Here is an 18616-nt window from a genome sequence, read left to right as displayed (position 1 = left end):
TTTGCTAAAAGCTAAAAGCTAAAAGCTAAAAGCTAAAAGCTAAAAGCTAAAAGTGCTCATATAGTAAACACTTTCGCCCTATGCTTTAATATTAAAAAAGGGAGGGCGTTATGCGTAAAAATCTATTTTTATTTAATAAACACTTTGCTGCAATGGTTGCGCTAGGGGCTTTAGCTGCGCCGTTACCTGTATTGAGTAACGAGCCTGGGGTATTAGTTGAGCAGCTATGTGCCAGTTGCCATAGTTTAAACAACCTTGATCGCAGTGCGGGTTATAGCCAAGCGGATTGGCAAACACTTATAAGTTATATGGTAGATACAGGCGAGGGTACTGCGCTTAGTAAAGATATTAGCGCGTATTTGGCCAAGCATTACCCTGTTAATAATAAGCGCGAGTCAACGGTGGTTAAAGGCGATTTAAAACTAAGCTTTAAATACTGGCAAGTGCCTACGCTTGGGCAACGCGCTCGCGACCCTGTGCAAGGTGAAAACGGGCTTATTTGGTGGGTTGGCCAGTGGGGCAATATTTTAGGTAGATTAAACCCTGAAACCGGTGAAATGAAAGAGTACACTTTGCCAAGTGGTACGTATGCGCACAGTGTATCGCTTGATAAAAACCAAACCCCTTGGTTTTTAGGTAATAAAAATGGCACGGTTGGGTATTTAGATTTAAAAACCGAAAAATTTAAAGTGTATAAAATGCCTGATAAAAACGCCCGTGACCCGCATACAGGCGTGTTTGATGATGCGGGCATATTTTGGTTTACCCTGCAGCACAGCAACATGATTGGCAGGCTAAACCCTAAAAGCGGCGATATTAAACTGGCTACTTTACCCACTAAAGGCTCGCGGCCTTATGGTATAAAGCTTGATTCTAGCGGGACGCCGTGGGTGTCGTGTAATGGCAGTAACTGTTTGGTTAAAGTTGATAAAAACACCATGGAGCTTAGCGAAATAAAACTCCCAGGTGCTAAAACACATACTAGGCGCCTTGCCATTACGCCTGATGATATGGTGTTTTATGTAAACTCTGGCATGGGCAAACTTGGCCGCTATAACCCTAAAAACGGCAATATCACCGAGTGGGATAACCCAAGCGGTAAAAACAGCCACCCGTATGCCATTGAATATGCCGATAATGCTATTTGGTTTAATGAGTCGGCTAAGCGCCCCGAAACGCTGGTTAGGTTTGATTTAAAAACTCAAACCATGCAAAGCTGGCAAATTCCCAGTAAAGAAGGGGTTTACTCTGGCTTAATTAGGCACATGCGTATGGGCAATAACGGCTTAATTATTCATCAAACGGCTACTAATCAATTAGCCGAAATTACGTGGTCTAAGTAATTGAGTTTATTAACGCGTTATATAAAAGCGCTTAGCGTTAGTGCATTTATTTATGTGGTAGGAGTTTTTTACAACGGTTAGCAATATTTACTGTGTAAATGAAAGCAGTAGTTTAGGTTTGTTATTTAACTCATTGATTAATAGTAATAATTTAAGTGGTTTAGGTTTTGCTTAGTAATAGCTGTATTTTTTAAATAAATAAAGGAGTTATTATGAGCACGGTTATTACTGGGTTATTTGAAAGCGCATCACAAGCAACACTGGCTATTTATAGATTAGAAGCATTAGGTATTAATGAAGCTGATATAAGCATTGTAGCCAATGACTCATACGCAAAGGAAGACTTTGCCTTAGACGAAGGAACCAAAGCGGCTGAAGGCGGCATTGTTGGTGCAGCGTCTGGTGGTATTATAGCTGCAATTGTTGGCGGTTTTACTGCCGTAGGTACCGTGGCAACCGGTGGTACAGGTTTATTAGTAGCTGGCCCATTAGTGGCTGCATTTGCAGCGGGCGGCGCTGGTGCTGCCGTTGGCGGAAGTTTAGGCGCTGCTATTGGGGCGTTTATTCCTGAGCACGAAGTTAAATTTTACGAAGACGCCATTGAAAAAGGCTCTATATTAATTGGTGTTAAGTACGACAGCGATAACAAAAGCGCGATTGAAGAAATACTTAAAAATGCAGGCGCGAGTAGTGTGTCTACCGCGTAAAGCTAATTAACTTAAAGTAATAAAAAAGGTGAAACTTAGTTTCACCTTTTTTTTATGCTTTTTTACGTTGCACTTTAGTAGCTATTAGCTTACTTAGATTTACGTTTGTCGAGCACATAATGTACGGCCATTCTTGCCACGCCTGCACCAATGCCAGATACCACCGCCCATGTAACGGCTTCTTTAAGATCTGTATGCTCGCTCGGCTTGTCTTTTGGGGCGGGCTCGTTGGTTACCTTTTCCCACGATTTTTGTAAACTTTTTCTGGTTAGCATGCCAGCTGACGCGGCGGCTAGGCCTATACCTAGTGTTTTAATTAGTTGCTTGTTACTCATAATTCCCTCGATTGTTTAATAGCGATAGGGTCATCTATAACCCGTTTAATAACACTAGTATGTTCAGCAATTAGTATACCGATAGCGCAGCAGGCGTGGTGAGCATGGTTTATTTTAGCGTGTGCATGGGCGCGTATTTTGATTAAACGCGCTGTGCTATTGGCTTAGCGCGGTATTAGTAAATGCTCTATTAAGCGTTTAAGCTGCTTTTTTACCCGTTTTGAGCGGTACTTAGTATTAGGCGGGTGGGCGTGTTAAGCCTGTAAAGTTGTCATTTCTTTTGTAAATTTGCCCTAGTTTTTGTGCAGCGTTTAAGCAAAAACACGCAGTAAATTTTAAGTATGTGTAGTGGTTAATTATCTAGCCTTTTTTATTTTATTTTTAATCAATGCGTTACGTTTAGCGCAGGTGAAATTTTTTGCCTACAGTGAGCTTGGTATAGAGATTGTACCTAATAACTGAGCAGTCGCGTTATTTACAAACCTGATACTACATGAGGAGATCATGATGAATTGTTTACAGTTTGATTCAACCGCTAAAAAAAGCGTAACACGTATTTTTAAACCAGCTTGCGCCATATTATTTACCGCTGCAATGCTACAAAATAGCGCATTGGCGAATGTAGATGTTGATATGCATGCAGTAAGTAAGTCGGGGCAAGGTGAGCTACTTGGCACCGTTACACTGACAGAAAATGAGCACGGGGTGGTATTTACCCCAGCGCTTAAAGGCTTAACGCCTGGGCAGCATGGCTTTCATGTTCATCAATATGCTAGCTGCGAGCCAAAGCAAAAAAACGGTAAAGTTGTACCTGCCGGTGCTGCAGGTGGGCACTTTGATCCTAACAGTGCTAAACACCACGATGAACCCTGGAGTAATGGCCACCTAGGCGATTTACCTGCGTTATTTGTAAATGAGCGCGGCGAAGCTAAATCGCCTGTTTTAGCGCCAAGGCTCAAGCTTGAGCAGCTTAAACAACACGCAGTGATGATCCACAAAGGGGGCGATAATTATGCCGACGAACCCAAGAAATTAGGTGGTGGCGGTAAACGTGTTGCGTGCGGTGTAATTAAGTAATACGGAGATTATTTATGCCTTATCAAAACACAAACGAGTTACCGGATTCGGTGAAAAGTAACTTACCTAAACATGCCCAAGAGATATATCAAGAGGCGTTTAATAGCGCGTGGGATACCTACGAGGACCCAAGCGATAGAAAAAACGACGACGACCGCGAAACCACAGCGCATAAAGTGGCTTGGTCTGCGGTTAAAAATAGCTACAGTAAAAATGATAATGGCAATTGGGTTAAGTCGAGTAATTAGTTACTGGTAAAAGTAAAATACCAATGCATAAAAAAGCCGCTACAAAAGTTGTAGCGGCTTTTTTATAGCGCAATTAGGCTACTCGCTTTTGTGCTTGCGGCGTTTATAAAAGGCAAAACCACCCACTACACACGCTAATATAACCGCCATAATAATAGTAAATGCCCACGGCCCAAAATTAGCAATGGCAGGAAGTGCAAGGGCAGTAACAATACCGCCGCCAACCACGGGCTCATAAAGTGGTTGTTTGTAACTAAAGGGGCGAATATGCTCGCTTGGGTTTAAGGTAGCCTGTTTTAGCATTAACAGTCCAACCGCCGTAGTGCCCATAGATTGCCCAAGCTCGCCAATTCCTCTCACTTTCCAATCCTTTGGGAAAAACCACCCACCAAAGAAAAAGTAAATAGCCGCGCTATAGGCAACCCCCACTGCGCCTAAAATTAAAATACTTTGCCAATATTTAGCAAGTACCGATAAGTTAAGTGCACCCAGTGCGGCAATTATTAGTAAATCGAGGGAGAGGTTAGAAAGCAGATTTATTTGATAGTGACTAATTAAGTTACCCATGCCTGATTTATTAAGCACTATTTGCACCACTAAACCCACCATCATCGCAATGGGGAATAAAGGCATGTACTCAAGTATTTTTACCGATGAATCGGCAAAAAGGCTTTTTTCGGCTACTTGTAAGCCACTAAGAATAAGCCAAGCAACAATAACAACCGTGCCTAAAATAGCAAAGTGCAGGCCAAATGGGCGGTCTTTTACTTCTACTTTTTCGTCGTGGCTAATTTCAAGTTCTTGGTCGCCCCCATCGGTGCGGTTAGACATAATAGTCCCTAACACGATGGCGCTTATAAGGCCTATTGTTGCTATACCTAACCCCAAGTCCATACCTTTTGCAAAATCGATACTTTCAAAAGTGGATTGCAAGCCAGCTACGGTGCCATGCCCGCCCTGAAATCCCACCGCAATGAGTGCGCCGGCAACTTCGTTGGTATCAAATAAAGGGGCAAGTACTAATAATGCCGTGATCATACCCACCACATATTGGCCAATGGCAATGCTGTAGCCAAAGCTTAAATTGGGTAGGCTTTGGTTTAGCGATTGTTTAATTGTAGGTATTTTTTTACCTAAAAATAAACCTGCAAACACCACTACAATTAAATACCCTGGTAGCTTCTTCCATATGCTTGTGACCTTTTCATCTATCCATAAATTAGTGCCTTGGAGCGACAAATTAATATACTCACCAAGTAATTGTGGCCCTAATAAAAGAGCCAATACGCCAGCAATTAACGATGAGGGCACAATTAAGCCCTTTAAAAATGTGTACTTAATTAAATTACCTAGCGTTAAAAAAAAGGCCAGTAGTAGTAACGACTTAAAAAATATAGCTATATCCATAACTGATTTAACCTATGTTTTATGCTCCTTTAAACTACTCACTAATAAAAAGAGCTATACATGTTTGAGTGCTAAATACGCTAAGTAGCAATATATATTCCAGCGATTTTTAAATTTTAAGTTATTGATAATTCTATTTTAAATATTTAATGCTGAATTGAGTGCAACGGCTTTACAGAGTGTTTGTATAATTTTCAAACTAAAGTGTTAGGTAATTACACAGGGAGCGCGCTAAACACTCGTGTGAGTTTCGCTTAAATGTGCGTTACTATTTGGCAAAATTAAGTTTGTTTAAACCTATTGGGATTACGTTGAATTATTTAGCTCACCTTTACTTTGCACAACCAACTGCCGATTCACACTTTGGCAATTTATTAGGTGATTTTGGTGGACGCAGGCACGCAGAATACCTGCCCAATAGCGTTAAAAGTGCACTAGAAAACCATTACTTAGTCGATAAATTTACCGACTCTCACCCGTTAGTAAAAGAAGCCAAGCAGTACTTTTCACCCGAGCGTAAGCGCTTTGCAGGCGTAGCTATTGACGTGCTGTTTGATCACTTTTTAATTAGGCATTGGCAGCAATTTAACAAACATCCTTTAAATGATTTTAAACGCAGCAGCTACGCACTTTTAAATGAGCGCATAGCGGTTATGCCACCGCGCATGCAGCATGTTGTAACCAGCATGACTACAAATGATTGGTTTAAAGAATACGAAACTATAGAAGGGGTAGGGCTTGCGCTTGATAACATAGCCAAACGCATTCGTTTTACTAATAACTTTGCAGGTTCCGCTGAGGATATAGCGCAAAACTACCATGAGTTAGAATCGGTATTTTTAGCATTTTTCCCTGAGTTAATTGAACATGTTAATGAACACGCCTTAGAAAGGGCGTATTAAAAACAATGCTTAAATGTGTTTAATATTGAACGTGCATTATTGCGTGTACTGCTAGTTTGTTTTTGTTAAATTTCGCGGCTCTATTATTGCCATTTGTATAGCTTAAAGGATTAACTAAATATGGATTTTTCTACGATTTTGGCCACGTTATTAGGCCAGCTTTGGTACTTTATACCGCTGTTTATTTGTATTGGTGTTTTTAAAACACCTTGGTTTAAAGGAGCGATGGGAGAGTGGCAAGTTAATGTGCTAATTAAACTGTTTTTAAATAAGGCAGATTACACGTTAATTAAAAATGTGACGCTGCCTACTTTTGAAAACGGCATCGAAAATGGCACTACACAAATTGATCATATTATTGTGTCTGAGTTTGGTGTGTTTGTGGTGGAAACTAAAAACATGAAAGGTTGGATTTTTGGTTCAGCAAATCAAAAAATGTGGACACAAAAAATTTTTAAACACTCATCAAAATTTCAAAACCCACTGCATCAAAACTACAAGCATTTAAAAACACTTGAGTCGTGTTTAAACATAAACAGTCACGCATTATTTTCGGTTATTATTTTTATTGGCGACAGCACATTTAAAACTAAACTACCTGAAAATGTTAGGTTTGCACGCGGCGGTATTGAGTACATTAAAAGTAAAACCGAGCGAGTACTTAGTGCTAATACTAAAAACGATATAGTAAATACAATTGAAAGCGGAAAATTAAAACCAAGTTTTAAAACAAATCGCCAACATGTAAGCCATGTAAAAACGCTTATTGAACAAAAGCAGGCGCCAAAAAAAGAACGCTCAGAAACTCAGATATGCTCACGTTGCGGTGAGGAAATGGTACTACGTAAAGCAAAGAAAGGTACTAATATAGGAAATACGTTCTTTGGCTGTAGTGCATTCCCTAAATGTAGAAATAGTGTTGAAATTTAAAAGGAAGTTATTTATATGCCCGATATAACGGCATTGTTTTATATAGCTATTATGGCTTTTTATTTATTACACAAAAACGAAGAAGCCAAAATATTAGTTCCCGTTATTGGCTTTGCAGCAATCCCTCTTTTTAGTAACGATTACTGGCAATGGTTTCAGCTTAGTGCGGCACTGAGTGTTGTGGTTATAGTGATAGAAAAAGAGAAAGCAGGGTATACAGGCGGTGGTGCTGTTTCGGCATTTGCTGCATTTTTTATCGGCGCTTTATTAGTTAGTATTCTTATACACGCGACTTCGTCTGCGGTTACTAGTTTAAACTCTACAAACTTTAATTTTAAACATCCACTAAGTTACGCGTGGCCTAGGGAGGTTGTAATTTTATATGCGTCTGCGTTTATAACTGCATTGCTTGGGATATTGTTTAACGTTCGTATGCTTGTAGCTTTTTATGGCGCAGTAATTATTGCGTGTTTACTTGCTGTTTTACCTCACTTTTGTGGCTCTTTTTTATATGGCTTAGCATTAAGTGTAATTATTATTGTAGTTACTTTTGCCGTGGCATTTATTAAAAAGGCACAAGAAGAAGCACGCTTTATATTTGCTTATATTGGTGCAGGGTTAATACAAGTGAGCTGTTTGGTTAAGTACTTTAGTTAACTATTTTTTGAACGACTGCTCAAGTTGTGGTTTAATTGTAGCTACTACTTTTAGGAGCGTTTTATGATCAAATTTTATTTTCACCATACACCTAACCCAATGAAGGTTGCTTTGTTTTTAGAAGAAACAGGCTTACCGTTTGAACTTGTGCCACTTGATACCTTAAAAGGTGAGCAACACACACCTGAGTTTAAAGCCATCAATCCTAACGCAAAAGCACCTGCCATTGTTGATGGTGAAACTCGTGTGTTTGATTCGAACGCTATATTAATGTACCTAAGTGAAAAACACGGTAAGTTAGCAGGTAAGCCAGAGAATCGCGCCGAAATGCTTTCATGGTTAATGTTTATAGCATCGGGCCTTGGGCCGTATTCTGGGCAAAGTGTACACTTTAGACACATGGCGCCTGAAGGGCTTGATTACGCAGTTAACCGCTACTTGCGTGAGGCGCAGCGCCATTACGAAGTGCTTGATGCACACCTTGAAGGTCGCGACTTTATAGTGGGCGATGAATACACTATTGCTGATGTATCTGCTTGGGGTTGGATTGATAAAGCGCCAGTAGTACTTGGTGAAGAAGGACTAGCACCATACCCTAATTTAAAGCGTTGGTTTGAAAGCATTGATAGCCGCCCAGCGGTTGCGCGTGTACGCAAAATTGGCACCGATGTCGCCTTTAAAAAAGAGTTTGATGAAGAAGCCAAACGTGCGTTTTTCCCATCTAATTACCCGAAGAGCTAACGCTTAAAAAGTAAAAAAGGGCAATTAATATTGCCCTTTTTTTTATGTATATTAATTGCTTAGCTTTATTATAATGCCACTAAGCTTTGCGTGAGCATTGCTTTAATTTGTTTAACTATGTTGGCTTCTGTTTCGGGTTCAAATTGTTGAATACGCGGGGTATGGATATGCCCAGTAGGAATGCTCGAATTTAGCGCGTCACGCAGGCGAATACTACGATACGATATTTCGTTAGACAAATAACCACCCCCGCCGCCATTTACCGCAACACTGTTTTTAAGCGCGCCGTACGAGCCGGCTTTAAAGGTTTTATTAAGTGTAGTTACTTCGCGGTTGTCGATTACTTTATATGGGCCTTTGGCGTTTTGCATGGCGCTTACTGGTAGGCTAAATTTTACAAACTCATTACCAGGTAGTGGGCGGCCATTTAGCTTGGGTATAACAGGGCTTGTTTGCGTACCGCCGTAGACAATATTGGCGTTATCTGGCGCGGTTACGCTGCGGCGTTTACCTGGGAAGTGCTCTAAATCAAACTCGGTTCTGCCCATGCTAACCGTTACAACCATATCGACGTTGTTAAGTGCATAGTAGGGAGCAAGGAGTGATTCTATTATACCTTGGTCAAAGTCTTCGTAGCGTACTGGTACCATAACCGTGTTAATTTCGGCGCTAACGCCATTGTAATTAATAACTTGGCCGTCGAGTAACAATGCGGCGACCCCAGATGGGTTACTTTGGTTGATATTTTTGTCGAGTAAAAAAGGGTCAAATCCGGTAAGTATAATTTTTTTATCACTGCCTGATGAAAAAGCTAAATCGGTGCGGCCTCGGGTGCCCTCTTCAAGCATGCTTAGCAGCGTATTTATTTGCGCGTCAGATAGCTCAACGTTAGCTTCGGTTGTACGTATTACTTTGCTTGAAAGCAAGCGCGCCCAGTAAAGTGCTCGGTCGTCGTAATTGTTAGTTTTAATGATGCGTTGCTTAGCGCTTTCCCACAGCTCAAAACTATAGGTTTGAATGAGCTGCTTTGCCTCTTTAAAGTTATTGAGTGCTTTAAACTGTTGCTTAAAGGTGGTTACTTCTTTATTAAAGGCGTTTAACACAGTAGGCATAGCTGTTTGCGCTTTGCTGATGCGTTGTTCTTCAACGGTGAGTGGATTACTTAAAGCTGCGAATGAAGAGGCCATTAAGCTGGTTGCTAGTAATACTTTGATCATGATACTCCTAATTAAGCCGTTGTTATTTGAGTAACTTACTATCCTACTATTAAACAGTGAGGGCAATTGTTTAAAGTTGAATTAACTGATATCTGGTACGGATGGAATGTTACATTATTACATTTTGATGAATTTAGCAAAGCGCCGCACTTCTAGGGAGTTATTTCCTTTACTATAGATTTAATAAAAAACACGGGAATAAAATAATGGTTTCTAGAAGAGAGTTTTTATTAAGTGCAGGCTCGCTTGCGTTTATTGGCTTATCGCGCAGCGCAATGGGTAACGTTGCTTTACCTGAAGTAACAACAAAGTTACCTGCTTATGGCCCATTAATAGCCGACCCTCAGGCCTTATTAGATTTACCTAAAGGCTTTAGTTATCGGGTTATATCGGCACTTGGCGATAAAATGGATGATGGTTTAGACGTACCCGACCGTGCCGATGGCATGGGTTGTATTGCATTAGATAACGAACGCGTAGCCCTTATACGTAACCATGAGCTACAACCTAAACACATTAATAAAGCATCTGATTTAATTAGTAACCACAAAACCCCCTTAGCCTATGATTCATTTAAAAATGGTGTAGCTTTGCCTGGGGGCACTAGCCATATAATTTATAACTTAAAAGAGCAAAAACGCGAGCAAGAGTATTTATCGCTGTGTGGCACAATAAGAAACTGCTCAGGCGGTGTAACGCCGTGGGGGAGTTGGCTAACCTGCGAAGAAACCGTTATGGATAAAAGCGATGGCTTGTCTCAATCTCACGGCTACATTTTTGAAATACCAGCCAGCGCCAAAGGCCTAATTAAGCCAGAGCCATTATATGATATGGGCCGTTTTAACCATGAAGCCGCCGCAATAGACCCACAAACCGGTATTGTTTATTTAACTGAAGATAGAGGCGATAGTTTGTTTTATCGGTTTATTCCTCATCATCGCGATAAGTTAAATAAAGGCGGCACATTGCAAGCGATGGTAATTAAAAACCAGCCTCAGTTTGATAGTCGAAATTGGGATTCACCGGCCATGCCATTACACAGCGACCTTTTAGTTGAATGGATAACGCTCACAGACCCTAAAAGCCCAAATGATGACCTACGTAAGCAAGGTTATAAAAAAGGTGCAGCCTTATTTGCACGAGGAGAGGGAATACATTGGGGTAAAAATGAGCTTTATTTTTGCTGTACTAATGGGGGCAAAAAGCAGTTAGGTCAGGTAATGAAGTACACACCTTCAAAAAACGAAGGCACTGAGTTAGAGCAAAATGAGCCTGGTAAAATACAACTATTTGTAGAAAGTACAAACGAGTCGTTATACAACTTTGGTGATAATTTAACGGTAGCACCTAACGGGCATTTAATTGTATGTGAGGATCAATACACAGATACGGTGAATAACCATTTACGCGGGGTAACACCCAAAGGAGAGGTGTATAACTTTGCTAAATTGCATGCGCAAACAGAGCTTGCTGGGGCGTGTTTTTCACCAGACGGACAAACCTTGTTTGTAAACGTATACATACCAACTAAAACGTTGGCTATTACTGGTCCTTGGGATAGTTTTAAGCTTTAAAGTGGTAAAAAATACAAACGCTTAGTATAGGTATGCTAAGCGTTTGCATTTTAACAATCCTTGTAGGTTTACCAAATCCGTTAGCAAGCTTTAATCATCCTTGGTGCATTTACTACATCCTTTATGTAATAAGCAACGGGTCCTTGTAGTTTGCACTTCATCCTGTACCTACTTATGTAACGTATCCTTGTCTCTTTATTAGTCCTTTAACTCTTATTAACATTCCTTGTATGGCAAAGTGGGTAATAAATTAATGATTTAGTTTACCTGCAGACGATTCAATGTGTGCACGTACAAACCATTGAAACTGCTCTAAGTCACCTAGCTGGCTGGTGATCATATCCTCTGATACTGGGTCTAATTCAGACAGCGTGCCAATGGCTTTGCGGTGGTCGGCGTTTACGCCACTGTATACTTTGTCTAATGCACCTAAATGCTCTACTACAAAGGCTTTACCTAATGAGTATTCTTCCCATGTGCGGCGATCTACAATTGACTTAGGTGTACCTTGTGGCGTACCGCCTAATGTAGCAATACGCTCTGCGATGGTGTCGGTCATTTCGCGAATAGCATCGACTTGTGGGTCTAACATTTCATGCACACCAATAAAGCTTGGGCCTACTACATTCCAGTGAATATGCTTTAAAGTAAGTTGTAAGTCTAAAAGCGCTACGAGTCGGTTATCGAGTGTTTCAATTGTTTTTTTTGCTGATTCGTTATCCATACCTGGGGCTGTAAATTCAATTGGGTGTTGTGAGTTACTCATAATGTCTCCCGTTGTGTAATTTGTTGTATGTAGCCATTGCTACCATTTAACTTGCAATACATGAAGCAAAGCCTATGCCTACCAAGTTTATTTGTTTAAGTTGTTGATATTTAATGTTTTATTTTTCATTGGGTACGTAGGGTTAAAAAGGAGAGACGTAGAACATGAATTTTATGCACTTATTTTTGTAAATTGTGCACAGTAGTAAAAAACTGTGGCTGTTTATCGAAAGAGTTGAAATTTGTTTATGCTCAATAAGGCGTAGTCTGTGTAATACAGCTACCTAATGTGTTTAGTCTTACAATTCACGCCGTTATTAAATTGCCTTTAAAGCTCACCTTAATATTGCATGCGCTACAACCTCTAAATAAAACCCAGTAAATAAGCTAAGCAAGGGTATACAAAATATAAAGGTGCTTATTTATTACCTGCGTAATGATTAATTCAGGTGTTTTATACAGGGCTAACGCTGCTCTTTTAAAGCCGCGCTACTGGGCTTTACTGCTTAGATTTTAAAAATCAGCCTTTGTACTTATTTAATCTCTTTAGTTGGTGAATGCTCACTGATATACTCCCGCCGTATTTTAATTGGGGTTATGTAAATAAATCATGAATTTTTTAAAAACACTGTTTACAACATCTATACTGCTTTTGTCTCACTCAGCACTAGCAGAAAATTGGAGCGTCACACAGCTTCACACAAATTTTGGCGATGCCTTAAATCCCTTTACCGGGGAGTCGTCATTTACACGCACCTACACCATAGAGCATGCCTCAGAGCATGACTTAGGTGATAATTACTTTTTTATCGACTTTTTAAACGACAGCCTTAGTGATGGTTTTCAAGATACGGGTATATATGGCGAGTGGTACACAACACTTAGCTTATCAAAAGCCTTTGATACCTCTGTGCGTTACGGTGCAATAAAAGACACAGGTTTAGTGTTTGGTATAAACGCCGGTGAAGAGGGGTTAATGAAATATACCCCAGGCATCAAGCTCAGCTGGGATGCCCCAGGCTTTGATTTTTTAACAACTACTTTTGCAGGTTATATTGATGCCAACGGCGGCGTGCAAAAAGATCAGCTAGCCAAGCAAGACAACAGCATTTTTATAGACCTTGCATGGGGTGCACCTTTTACACTAGCTAGCCAAGCATTTTATTTTACCGGCCACGTAGAATATATTTCTGGGCGTGATGACGAACTAGGCAATAAAGTTAATGAGTGGTTGCTTGCTCAACCCGCTGTGCACTGGGATGTAGGGCAAAACTTTAATTTAAACCCGCAACAGTTAATGGTAGGGGTAGAGTGGCGCTATTGGTACAACAAGTTAGGGACTAATAAAATAGAAAACCAGCCCTTTTTACATGCTATTTGGGTATTTTAAGCACAGCTTGCTTTGCTAGGCTGATAAAAAATAGCGCCTTTTGGCGCTATTTTTAGTCAGTGTGGTTGGAATTTTAAGTGGTTGGTTGTTACTCATAACCACGAGGTTTTTTGGTTTTAATAACTGCAATATAAGCATGCCAACTGGCGTAACTAAGCAAAGGCATAATTACAATAAAGCCCGTGGCGCCGGTAGCAAAACCAACAGCTACCAATACAAATATACAAATTGACCATACCACCATAGCGGCAAAGTTAGTTTTTACAGCGTTCATAGAGCTTATTACAGCGGTCATAATATCTACTCGGCGCTCCATCATTATTTGTGGAGCAAAAGCAGAAAGCGAAAATACAGTCACCAGTAATACCCCTCCTATTATGCTGCCTAACGTTAAAAACGCCGATAACTCTTCAAAGGTGGGATTGGCGTGGCTAGGATATAAAGCATGCACAAGCGCAGCTAAACGCATCCAAGCAATCATGATAACCATTAGCATTATTGCAAAGCCCCATTCGCCTACTGGGTTTCTAAACATCGACTTTATAGAGTGGCTAAATGTGGGTTTATGGCCTTTTTCAAGCTCCCATGCTACATCGTAAAGGCCTGCCGCGAAGGCTGGGCCTATTAATGCAAACGCCACGGTTGCAGGCAGTATTACTAAATATGTACCTGTAAACATTGCCGAGTAAACAATAGCAACAGGAATAAGGGTAAATATTACCCCGTAAATAAGGCTCAATATGGGCGCACGGGTCATGTCTTTAAATGCCAGTGCTAGCCAGTGAAAAGCCGCAAATGTGTTTACCTTATTGCATTCAATGCAGCGGGCAAATTCAGAGTGTTTATTAATCGTATTTGTTGTTGGCATAACAACGCTCCTTAACAAGGTGTCTCTTAAAGGTTTAGAACACATTGGCTTTATTTACAAATGTAAGGGCTGAGTAAAATTAGAGATTGAATAATTAAAGAGAAATTTTTAATTATTGGGTATCAATAACTTAATTTTTTTGTTTATAGGTAAAACTATACGAATGAAAATCTTGAATTGTTCACTAAGTAGTCGGTTTATTTTGTGTCATGTCTAAATTAAAGAATTATTGTAGCCCAAGTAGGTAGGCTACAACCGTAAACAATAATAAGTTAGATCATTTCAGCGTCGATGTGACGTATTAAGTTTGTGACCCAATTTACATACTGACGGTGAATTTTTTTGCCATTGTAATTAAGGTTTTTAGAGCTAACGTAACTAACACTATAAGCAGTTTCATCGAAGTTAATTGCAACTGTTAGTTGGTGAGTTCTAATGTTCAAAACACCATTAATTACTCCTTCAGATTCAGGTGTACACTCCCACCCTAGTTTTATACAGGCTTTAACTATCCCTTTTTCGATCTGTTGAAGATCGCTATTCGTTGAAGAAATTTTTGGAATTGGATGGTCCTCAAAATTTTTAACTGGGACAGTTGTTGTGCAGCCTACAAAGAAGGTGAGTGCGGAGGCCATAAGTAGAAGGGAATGTTTTTTCATAATAGTCCTTTTTAATATTTAGCGAGCAGTAACCTAACTGCTACACGAGATTTACAGGTGCAATTATCGGTAAATTTACTTTTTAAAACCAGAGGTAATTTGTATTAAAGGATTATTTAAATTTAAAACGTAATAGAGCTGCTTTATATAAAAATACAATATAAAACTCGTAGGTAGGTTAATAAAAAGTTAATATAAAGTGTTTAATGTGCTTTTGTATTTACAACCAGTCTAACAGGAACAATAAAATGGACGAGATAATAAATAATATTGATGTAAATCAGTATTTGCCGGCAGCAGTAATGTGGGCAACAAATATTCTAATGGCAATTGTTATATTACTAATAGGCTTATGGCTTGCGGGTAAAGTGCGTAATATGATTATTAGTTTATGCCATAAATACACTCACTTTGATGACACGCTGTTTCGCTTTTTAGGCAGTATGGCGCGCTATGTTATTTTAGCGTTTGTATTTATTGCCGTGTTAAACCGCTTTGGTGTGCAAACAGCTTCAATTATTGCGCTATTAGGTGCGGCAGGTTTAGCTATTGGGTTAGCGCTGCAAGGTGCTATGTCTAACTTAGCTGCAGGTGTAATGTTACTTATATTTAGACCTTACAAAGTAAACGACTTTATTGAAGCCGCAGGGCGCTTTGGTAAAGTGACCGAGGTTGATATGTTTACAACAATTTTGCAAACGTTCGATAATCAGCAAGTTATTATCCCAAATAGCCAAATTTGGGGAGCGCAAATTATTAATCACTCGCATCATCCTATTCGCGGCGTAGATATGCACTTTGGTGTGGCATACGATGAAAACACCGACGCTGTTCGCAAAGTTATTGATAGCGTGCTTGAGGCTCACCCACACATACTAAAAGACCCTGCTCCTTTTGTTGAAGTAGAAACACTAAACAACAGCTCGGTAGACTTTTTAGTAAGACCTTTTTGTAAAGGCGAGCACTACTTCGAAATTTTATACACTGTGCCAGAGCTGATTAAAAAAGCCCTTGATGAAAACAATATCGAAATTCCATTCCCACATCGTAAAGTTATTTTAGTTAACGAGAATAAAGATTAAGGCTTAAGCCTAAGAGCACTTTTTAAGTGCTCTTTTTTTGTCTGAAAAAGTTACACGCCTGTGTAATTTTTTCTTTTATAAATTACCTCAAATACTACTTTTTTGTCTGTACAGCCCTTTTTTTACTAGGTTGGATGGCTGGTCTTTATTTTGCATTTGCATAGTCGCTTTTAATTTAAAGCCCATAAAAACTATCGACCCATTAAATCAAATTGTATGAAGGACTAAACATGGCTGAATCATTTAAATACTCAGGCAATAAAGGGCATGGTGGCGAATTACATCAAAAGGCTTCTGATGAATACCCAACGATGACCACCGCGCAAGGGTGCCCTGTTAGCGACGATCAAAACTCATTACGTGCAGGCAAGCGCGGCCCAGGTTTATTAGAAGATCATGTAATGCGCGAAAAGCTGTTTCACTTTGATCACGAACGCATTCCAGAGCGTGTGGTACATGCCAGAGGCTACGGTGCTCATGGTTATTTTGAAACCTACGATACGCTTGAAGATTTAACCTGTGCTGATATTTTTCAGCGCAAAGGTGAAAAAACACCGGTATTTGCACGGTTCTCAACTGTGGCAGGGAATAAAGGGTCTCCCGATTTAGCACGTGATGTTCGCGGGTTTGCTGTTAAATTTTACACCCAAGAAGGAAACTGGGATTTAGTGGGTAACAACATACCTGTATTTTTTATTCAGGATGCGATGAAGTTTCCTGATTTAATTCACTCAGCTAAGGCTGAACCAGACCGTGGTTTTCCACAAGCGCAAACCGCGCACGATAACTTTTGGGACTTTGTGAGCTTATCGCCTGAGTCAATTCATATGATTATGTGGGCCATGTCAGATAGAGCCATACCGCGCTCTTTACGCTTTATGGAAGGCTTTGGTGTTCATACCTTTAAATTTATTAATGCAAATGGCGATGAAAAATTTGTTAAGTTTCATTGGAAACCAAAAGCCGGTATGCAGTCAGTAGTGTGGAACGAAGCACTTAAACTTAATGGTGCAGACCCTGATTTTCATCGTCGAGACATGTGGGAATCTATTGGTAAAGGCGACTTCCCAGAGTGGGAGCTAGGTGTACAAGTGTTTGATCAGCAATTTGCTGATGAATTTGAATTTGATGTTTTTGATGCCACCAAGCTTATACCTGAAGAGCAAGTACCCGTAAAAATTGTGGGCCGCATGGTGCTTGACCGTGTAGTTGATAACTTTTTTGCCGAAACAGAGCAAGTTGCTTTTTGTACTCAAAACATTGTACCTGGGCTTGATTTTACACCCGACCCATTACTGCAAGGGCGTAACTTTTCGTATTTAGATACTCAAACCAAACGCTTAGGCGGTCCTAACTTTACGCATATTCCGGTTAATGCGCCTAAATGCCCAATGCGTCATTTTCAACAAGATGGCCACATGGCAATGCATAACCCTAAAGGGCGTGCTAACTACGAGCCAAACTCGTGGAGCGGCGATGAGCATAACCCCCGTGAATGCCCAGTGCATGGCTTTAAAAGCTCAAGCGAGCCAGAAGTAAGCGGTGGAGATAAGCTGCGTTATCGCTCAGAAACATTTAGCGATCATTACAGCCAAGCGCGCCAATTTTACTTAAGCCAAACAGAAGTAGAGCAAGCGCACATTCAATATGCGTTTGTATTTGAGCTTTCAAAAGTAGAGCATGTGCCGATTCGCGAGCGTGTGGTTTCGCACTTATTAAATGTAGATAACACTTTAGCGCAAGAAGTTGCAAAAGGCCTGCGTCTGCAAGATATGCCAGAGCCGGCTGAAGCTGCTATGCCAACGCGTAACGATTTACCTGTATCGGATGCGCTAAGTATTTTAAAAAATGCGCCAGATACCTTTAAAGGTCGTAAGTTAGGTATTTTAGTGAGCGATGGCTTTGATGCTGATATTTTTAATTCGGTTACAAATGCCTTAGACGCTGAAGGTGCTAACTACGAAATTGTAGCCGCACAAGTAGGGGGTGCATGTTGTAGTAAAGGTAAGCATGTAGCAGCGGATCAAGTAATCAATGGCGGCCCTTCGGTGCTTTACGATGCGGTGATGGTACTTGCAACGCAAGAGGGCGCTAAGAAGCTTGCTGGTATCCCTGAGGCGAAAGACTTTGTGAGCGATGCGTTCGCGCACATGAAATACATAGGCTACACAAAAGATGCTATGGCATTATTTGAAGCCGCAGGGCTTGATGGTAAAGCCGACGATGGTTGGATAGATTTAAACATGCACTCTGCAGATAAATTTATTGAAACATTGCGCAATTTAAGATTTTGGCAGCGTTAGAACAAAACGCTTTAGAAAATAAAAACCACACCCAGTAAAGGGTGTGGTTTTTTTATGGCTAACTGGTTATGGTATTAACTCTAAACAGTAACTAATTGGATTTATTATGAAGCTTAAAGGCGCTTGTCACTGTGGCAAAGTAACGTTTAGTGTGAGCTCTAAACACCCTTATCCTTATAACTTATGTTACTGCTCTATTTGTCGTAAAACGGCCGGCAGTGGCGGGTTTGTTATAAATTTGAACGCACAATACAGCACGCTTGAGGTTACAGGGCGTGAACATATTACTGTTTATCATGCCAAAGTGGGTGATAAAACCAGCCCCGCTGAGCGCCATTTTTGTAAGCACTGCAGCAGTAACTTGTGGTTATATGATTCGCGATGGCCTGAGCAAGTTCATCCCTTTGCTGG

General features: G+C 40.4%; 19 protein-coding genes. 13 read left to right on the top strand and 6 right to left on the bottom strand.

The features are described from left to right. Positions 1-110: 110 nt before the first annotated feature. Both B2R65_RS14635 and B2R65_RS14630 read left to right on the top strand, forming a co-directional pair. On the top strand, positions 111-1343 hold the full coding sequence (locus tag B2R65_RS14635) for a Vgb family protein (RefSeq protein ID WP_286743878.1): 1233 nt from the start codon (positions 111-113) through the stop codon (positions 1341-1343). Positions 1344-1555: 212 nt separating this feature from the next. Further along, a complete protein-coding gene (locus tag B2R65_RS14630; RefSeq protein WP_004587586.1) occupies positions 1556-2050 on the top strand; it encodes a hypothetical protein in 495 nt (164 codons plus the stop codon). Positions 2051-2139: 89 nt separating this feature from the next. Here B2R65_RS14630 and B2R65_RS14625 read toward each other — a convergent pair whose 3' ends face one another. After that, complete coding sequence (locus tag B2R65_RS14625; protein ID WP_004587585.1) at positions 2140-2385, bottom strand: DUF4235 domain-containing protein; 246 nt, start codon at positions 2383-2385, stop codon at positions 2140-2142. A gap of 507 nt (positions 2386-2892) precedes the next feature. Here B2R65_RS14625 and sodC point away from each other — a divergent pair. Both sodC and B2R65_RS14615 read left to right on the top strand, forming a co-directional pair. Beyond that, positions 2893-3462, top strand: a complete 570-nt coding sequence (gene sodC, locus B2R65_RS14620; RefSeq protein ID WP_096042283.1) for a superoxide dismutase family protein — start codon at positions 2893-2895, stop codon at positions 3460-3462. Between the two features lie 14 nt (positions 3463-3476). Further along, positions 3477-3710, top strand: coding sequence for a ChaB family protein (locus B2R65_RS14615; protein WP_054982821.1), 234 nt, complete (start codon positions 3477-3479; stop codon positions 3708-3710). 78 nt (positions 3711-3788) lie between these two features. Here B2R65_RS14615 and B2R65_RS14610 read toward each other — a convergent pair whose 3' ends face one another. After that, entirely contained in the window at positions 3789-5117 is a 1329-nt protein-coding gene (locus tag B2R65_RS14610) for a sodium/glutamate symporter (protein WP_286743869.1), read from the bottom strand. Between the two features lie 311 nt (positions 5118-5428). On the opposite strand from B2R65_RS14610, the gene B2R65_RS14605 reads away from it, so the two are divergent. The 4 genes from B2R65_RS14605 (at position 5429) to B2R65_RS14590 (ending at position 8347) form a co-directional block, all read left to right on the top strand. Beyond that, positions 5429-6019, top strand: a complete 591-nt coding sequence (locus tag B2R65_RS14605; RefSeq protein WP_286743866.1) for an acyl carrier protein phosphodiesterase — start codon at positions 5429-5431, stop codon at positions 6017-6019. A gap of 120 nt (positions 6020-6139) precedes the next feature. Then, positions 6140-6949, top strand: coding sequence for an NERD domain-containing protein (locus B2R65_RS14600; RefSeq protein WP_286743863.1), 810 nt, complete (start codon positions 6140-6142; stop codon positions 6947-6949). A gap of 15 nt (positions 6950-6964) precedes the next feature. Continuing rightward, positions 6965-7606 carry a hypothetical protein gene (locus B2R65_RS14595; protein ID WP_286743860.1) on the top strand — a complete coding sequence of 214 codons (642 nt, stop codon included), beginning with the start codon at positions 6965-6967 and terminating at the stop codon, positions 7604-7606. 63 nt (positions 7607-7669) lie between these two features. Next, on the top strand, positions 7670-8347 hold the full coding sequence (locus B2R65_RS14590) for a glutathione S-transferase family protein (RefSeq protein ID WP_286743857.1): 678 nt from the start codon (positions 7670-7672) through the stop codon (positions 8345-8347). A 68-nt stretch (positions 8348-8415) separates the two neighbouring features. Here B2R65_RS14590 and B2R65_RS14585 read toward each other — a convergent pair whose 3' ends face one another. Then, a complete protein-coding gene (locus tag B2R65_RS14585; RefSeq protein WP_286743854.1) occupies positions 8416-9564 on the bottom strand; it encodes a hypothetical protein in 1149 nt (382 codons plus the stop codon). A gap of 206 nt (positions 9565-9770) precedes the next feature. On the opposite strand from B2R65_RS14585, the gene B2R65_RS14580 reads away from it, so the two are divergent. After that, complete coding sequence (locus B2R65_RS14580; protein ID WP_286743851.1) at positions 9771-11138, top strand: alkaline phosphatase PhoX; 1368 nt, start codon at positions 9771-9773, stop codon at positions 11136-11138. 250 nt (positions 11139-11388) lie between these two features. On the opposite strand, the gene dps is transcribed toward B2R65_RS14580, so the two are convergent. Continuing rightward, a complete protein-coding gene (dps, locus tag B2R65_RS14575; protein WP_004587573.1) occupies positions 11389-11904 on the bottom strand; it encodes a DNA starvation/stationary phase protection protein Dps in 516 nt (171 codons plus the stop codon). Positions 11905-12513: 609 nt separating this feature from the next. On the opposite strand from dps, the gene B2R65_RS14570 reads away from it, so the two are divergent. Continuing rightward, positions 12514-13293: a nucleoside-binding protein gene (locus B2R65_RS14570; protein WP_055252763.1), complete on the top strand. Its 780-nt coding sequence runs from the start codon at positions 12514-12516 to the stop codon at positions 13291-13293. Positions 13294-13381: 88 nt separating this feature from the next. On the opposite strand, the gene B2R65_RS14565 is transcribed toward B2R65_RS14570, so the two are convergent. After that, complete coding sequence (locus B2R65_RS14565) at positions 13382-14161, bottom strand: DUF2189 domain-containing protein (protein WP_286743845.1); 780 nt, start codon at positions 14159-14161, stop codon at positions 13382-13384. Positions 14162-14433: 272 nt separating this feature from the next. Further along, positions 14434-14820 carry a hypothetical protein gene (locus tag B2R65_RS14560; protein ID WP_286743842.1) on the bottom strand — a complete coding sequence of 129 codons (387 nt, stop codon included), beginning with the start codon at positions 14818-14820 and terminating at the stop codon, positions 14434-14436. Between the two features lie 248 nt (positions 14821-15068). Here B2R65_RS14560 and B2R65_RS14555 point away from each other — a divergent pair, with 248 nt between their 5' ends. The 3 genes from B2R65_RS14555 to B2R65_RS14545 form a co-directional block, all read left to right on the top strand. Further along, complete coding sequence (locus tag B2R65_RS14555) at positions 15069-15902, top strand: mechanosensitive ion channel family protein (RefSeq protein ID WP_004589490.1); 834 nt, start codon at positions 15069-15071, stop codon at positions 15900-15902. A gap of 230 nt (positions 15903-16132) precedes the next feature. Next, complete coding sequence (locus B2R65_RS14550) at positions 16133-18205, top strand: catalase (RefSeq protein ID WP_004589491.1); 2073 nt, start codon at positions 16133-16135, stop codon at positions 18203-18205. A gap of 106 nt (positions 18206-18311) precedes the next feature. Next, positions 18312-18616, top strand: a 305-nt coding sequence (locus tag B2R65_RS14545) for a GFA family protein (protein ID WP_286743839.1), incomplete at its 3' end; no start/stop codon positions are given.

The organism is Pseudoalteromonas sp. UBA2102, from assembly GCF_002331165.1.
Classification (GTDB): domain Bacteria; phylum Pseudomonadota; class Gammaproteobacteria; order Enterobacterales; family Alteromonadaceae; genus Pseudoalteromonas; species Pseudoalteromonas atlantica.
The sequence above is the reverse complement of the archived record's forward strand: the minus strand, read 5'-3'. Positions and strand labels throughout refer to the sequence as shown.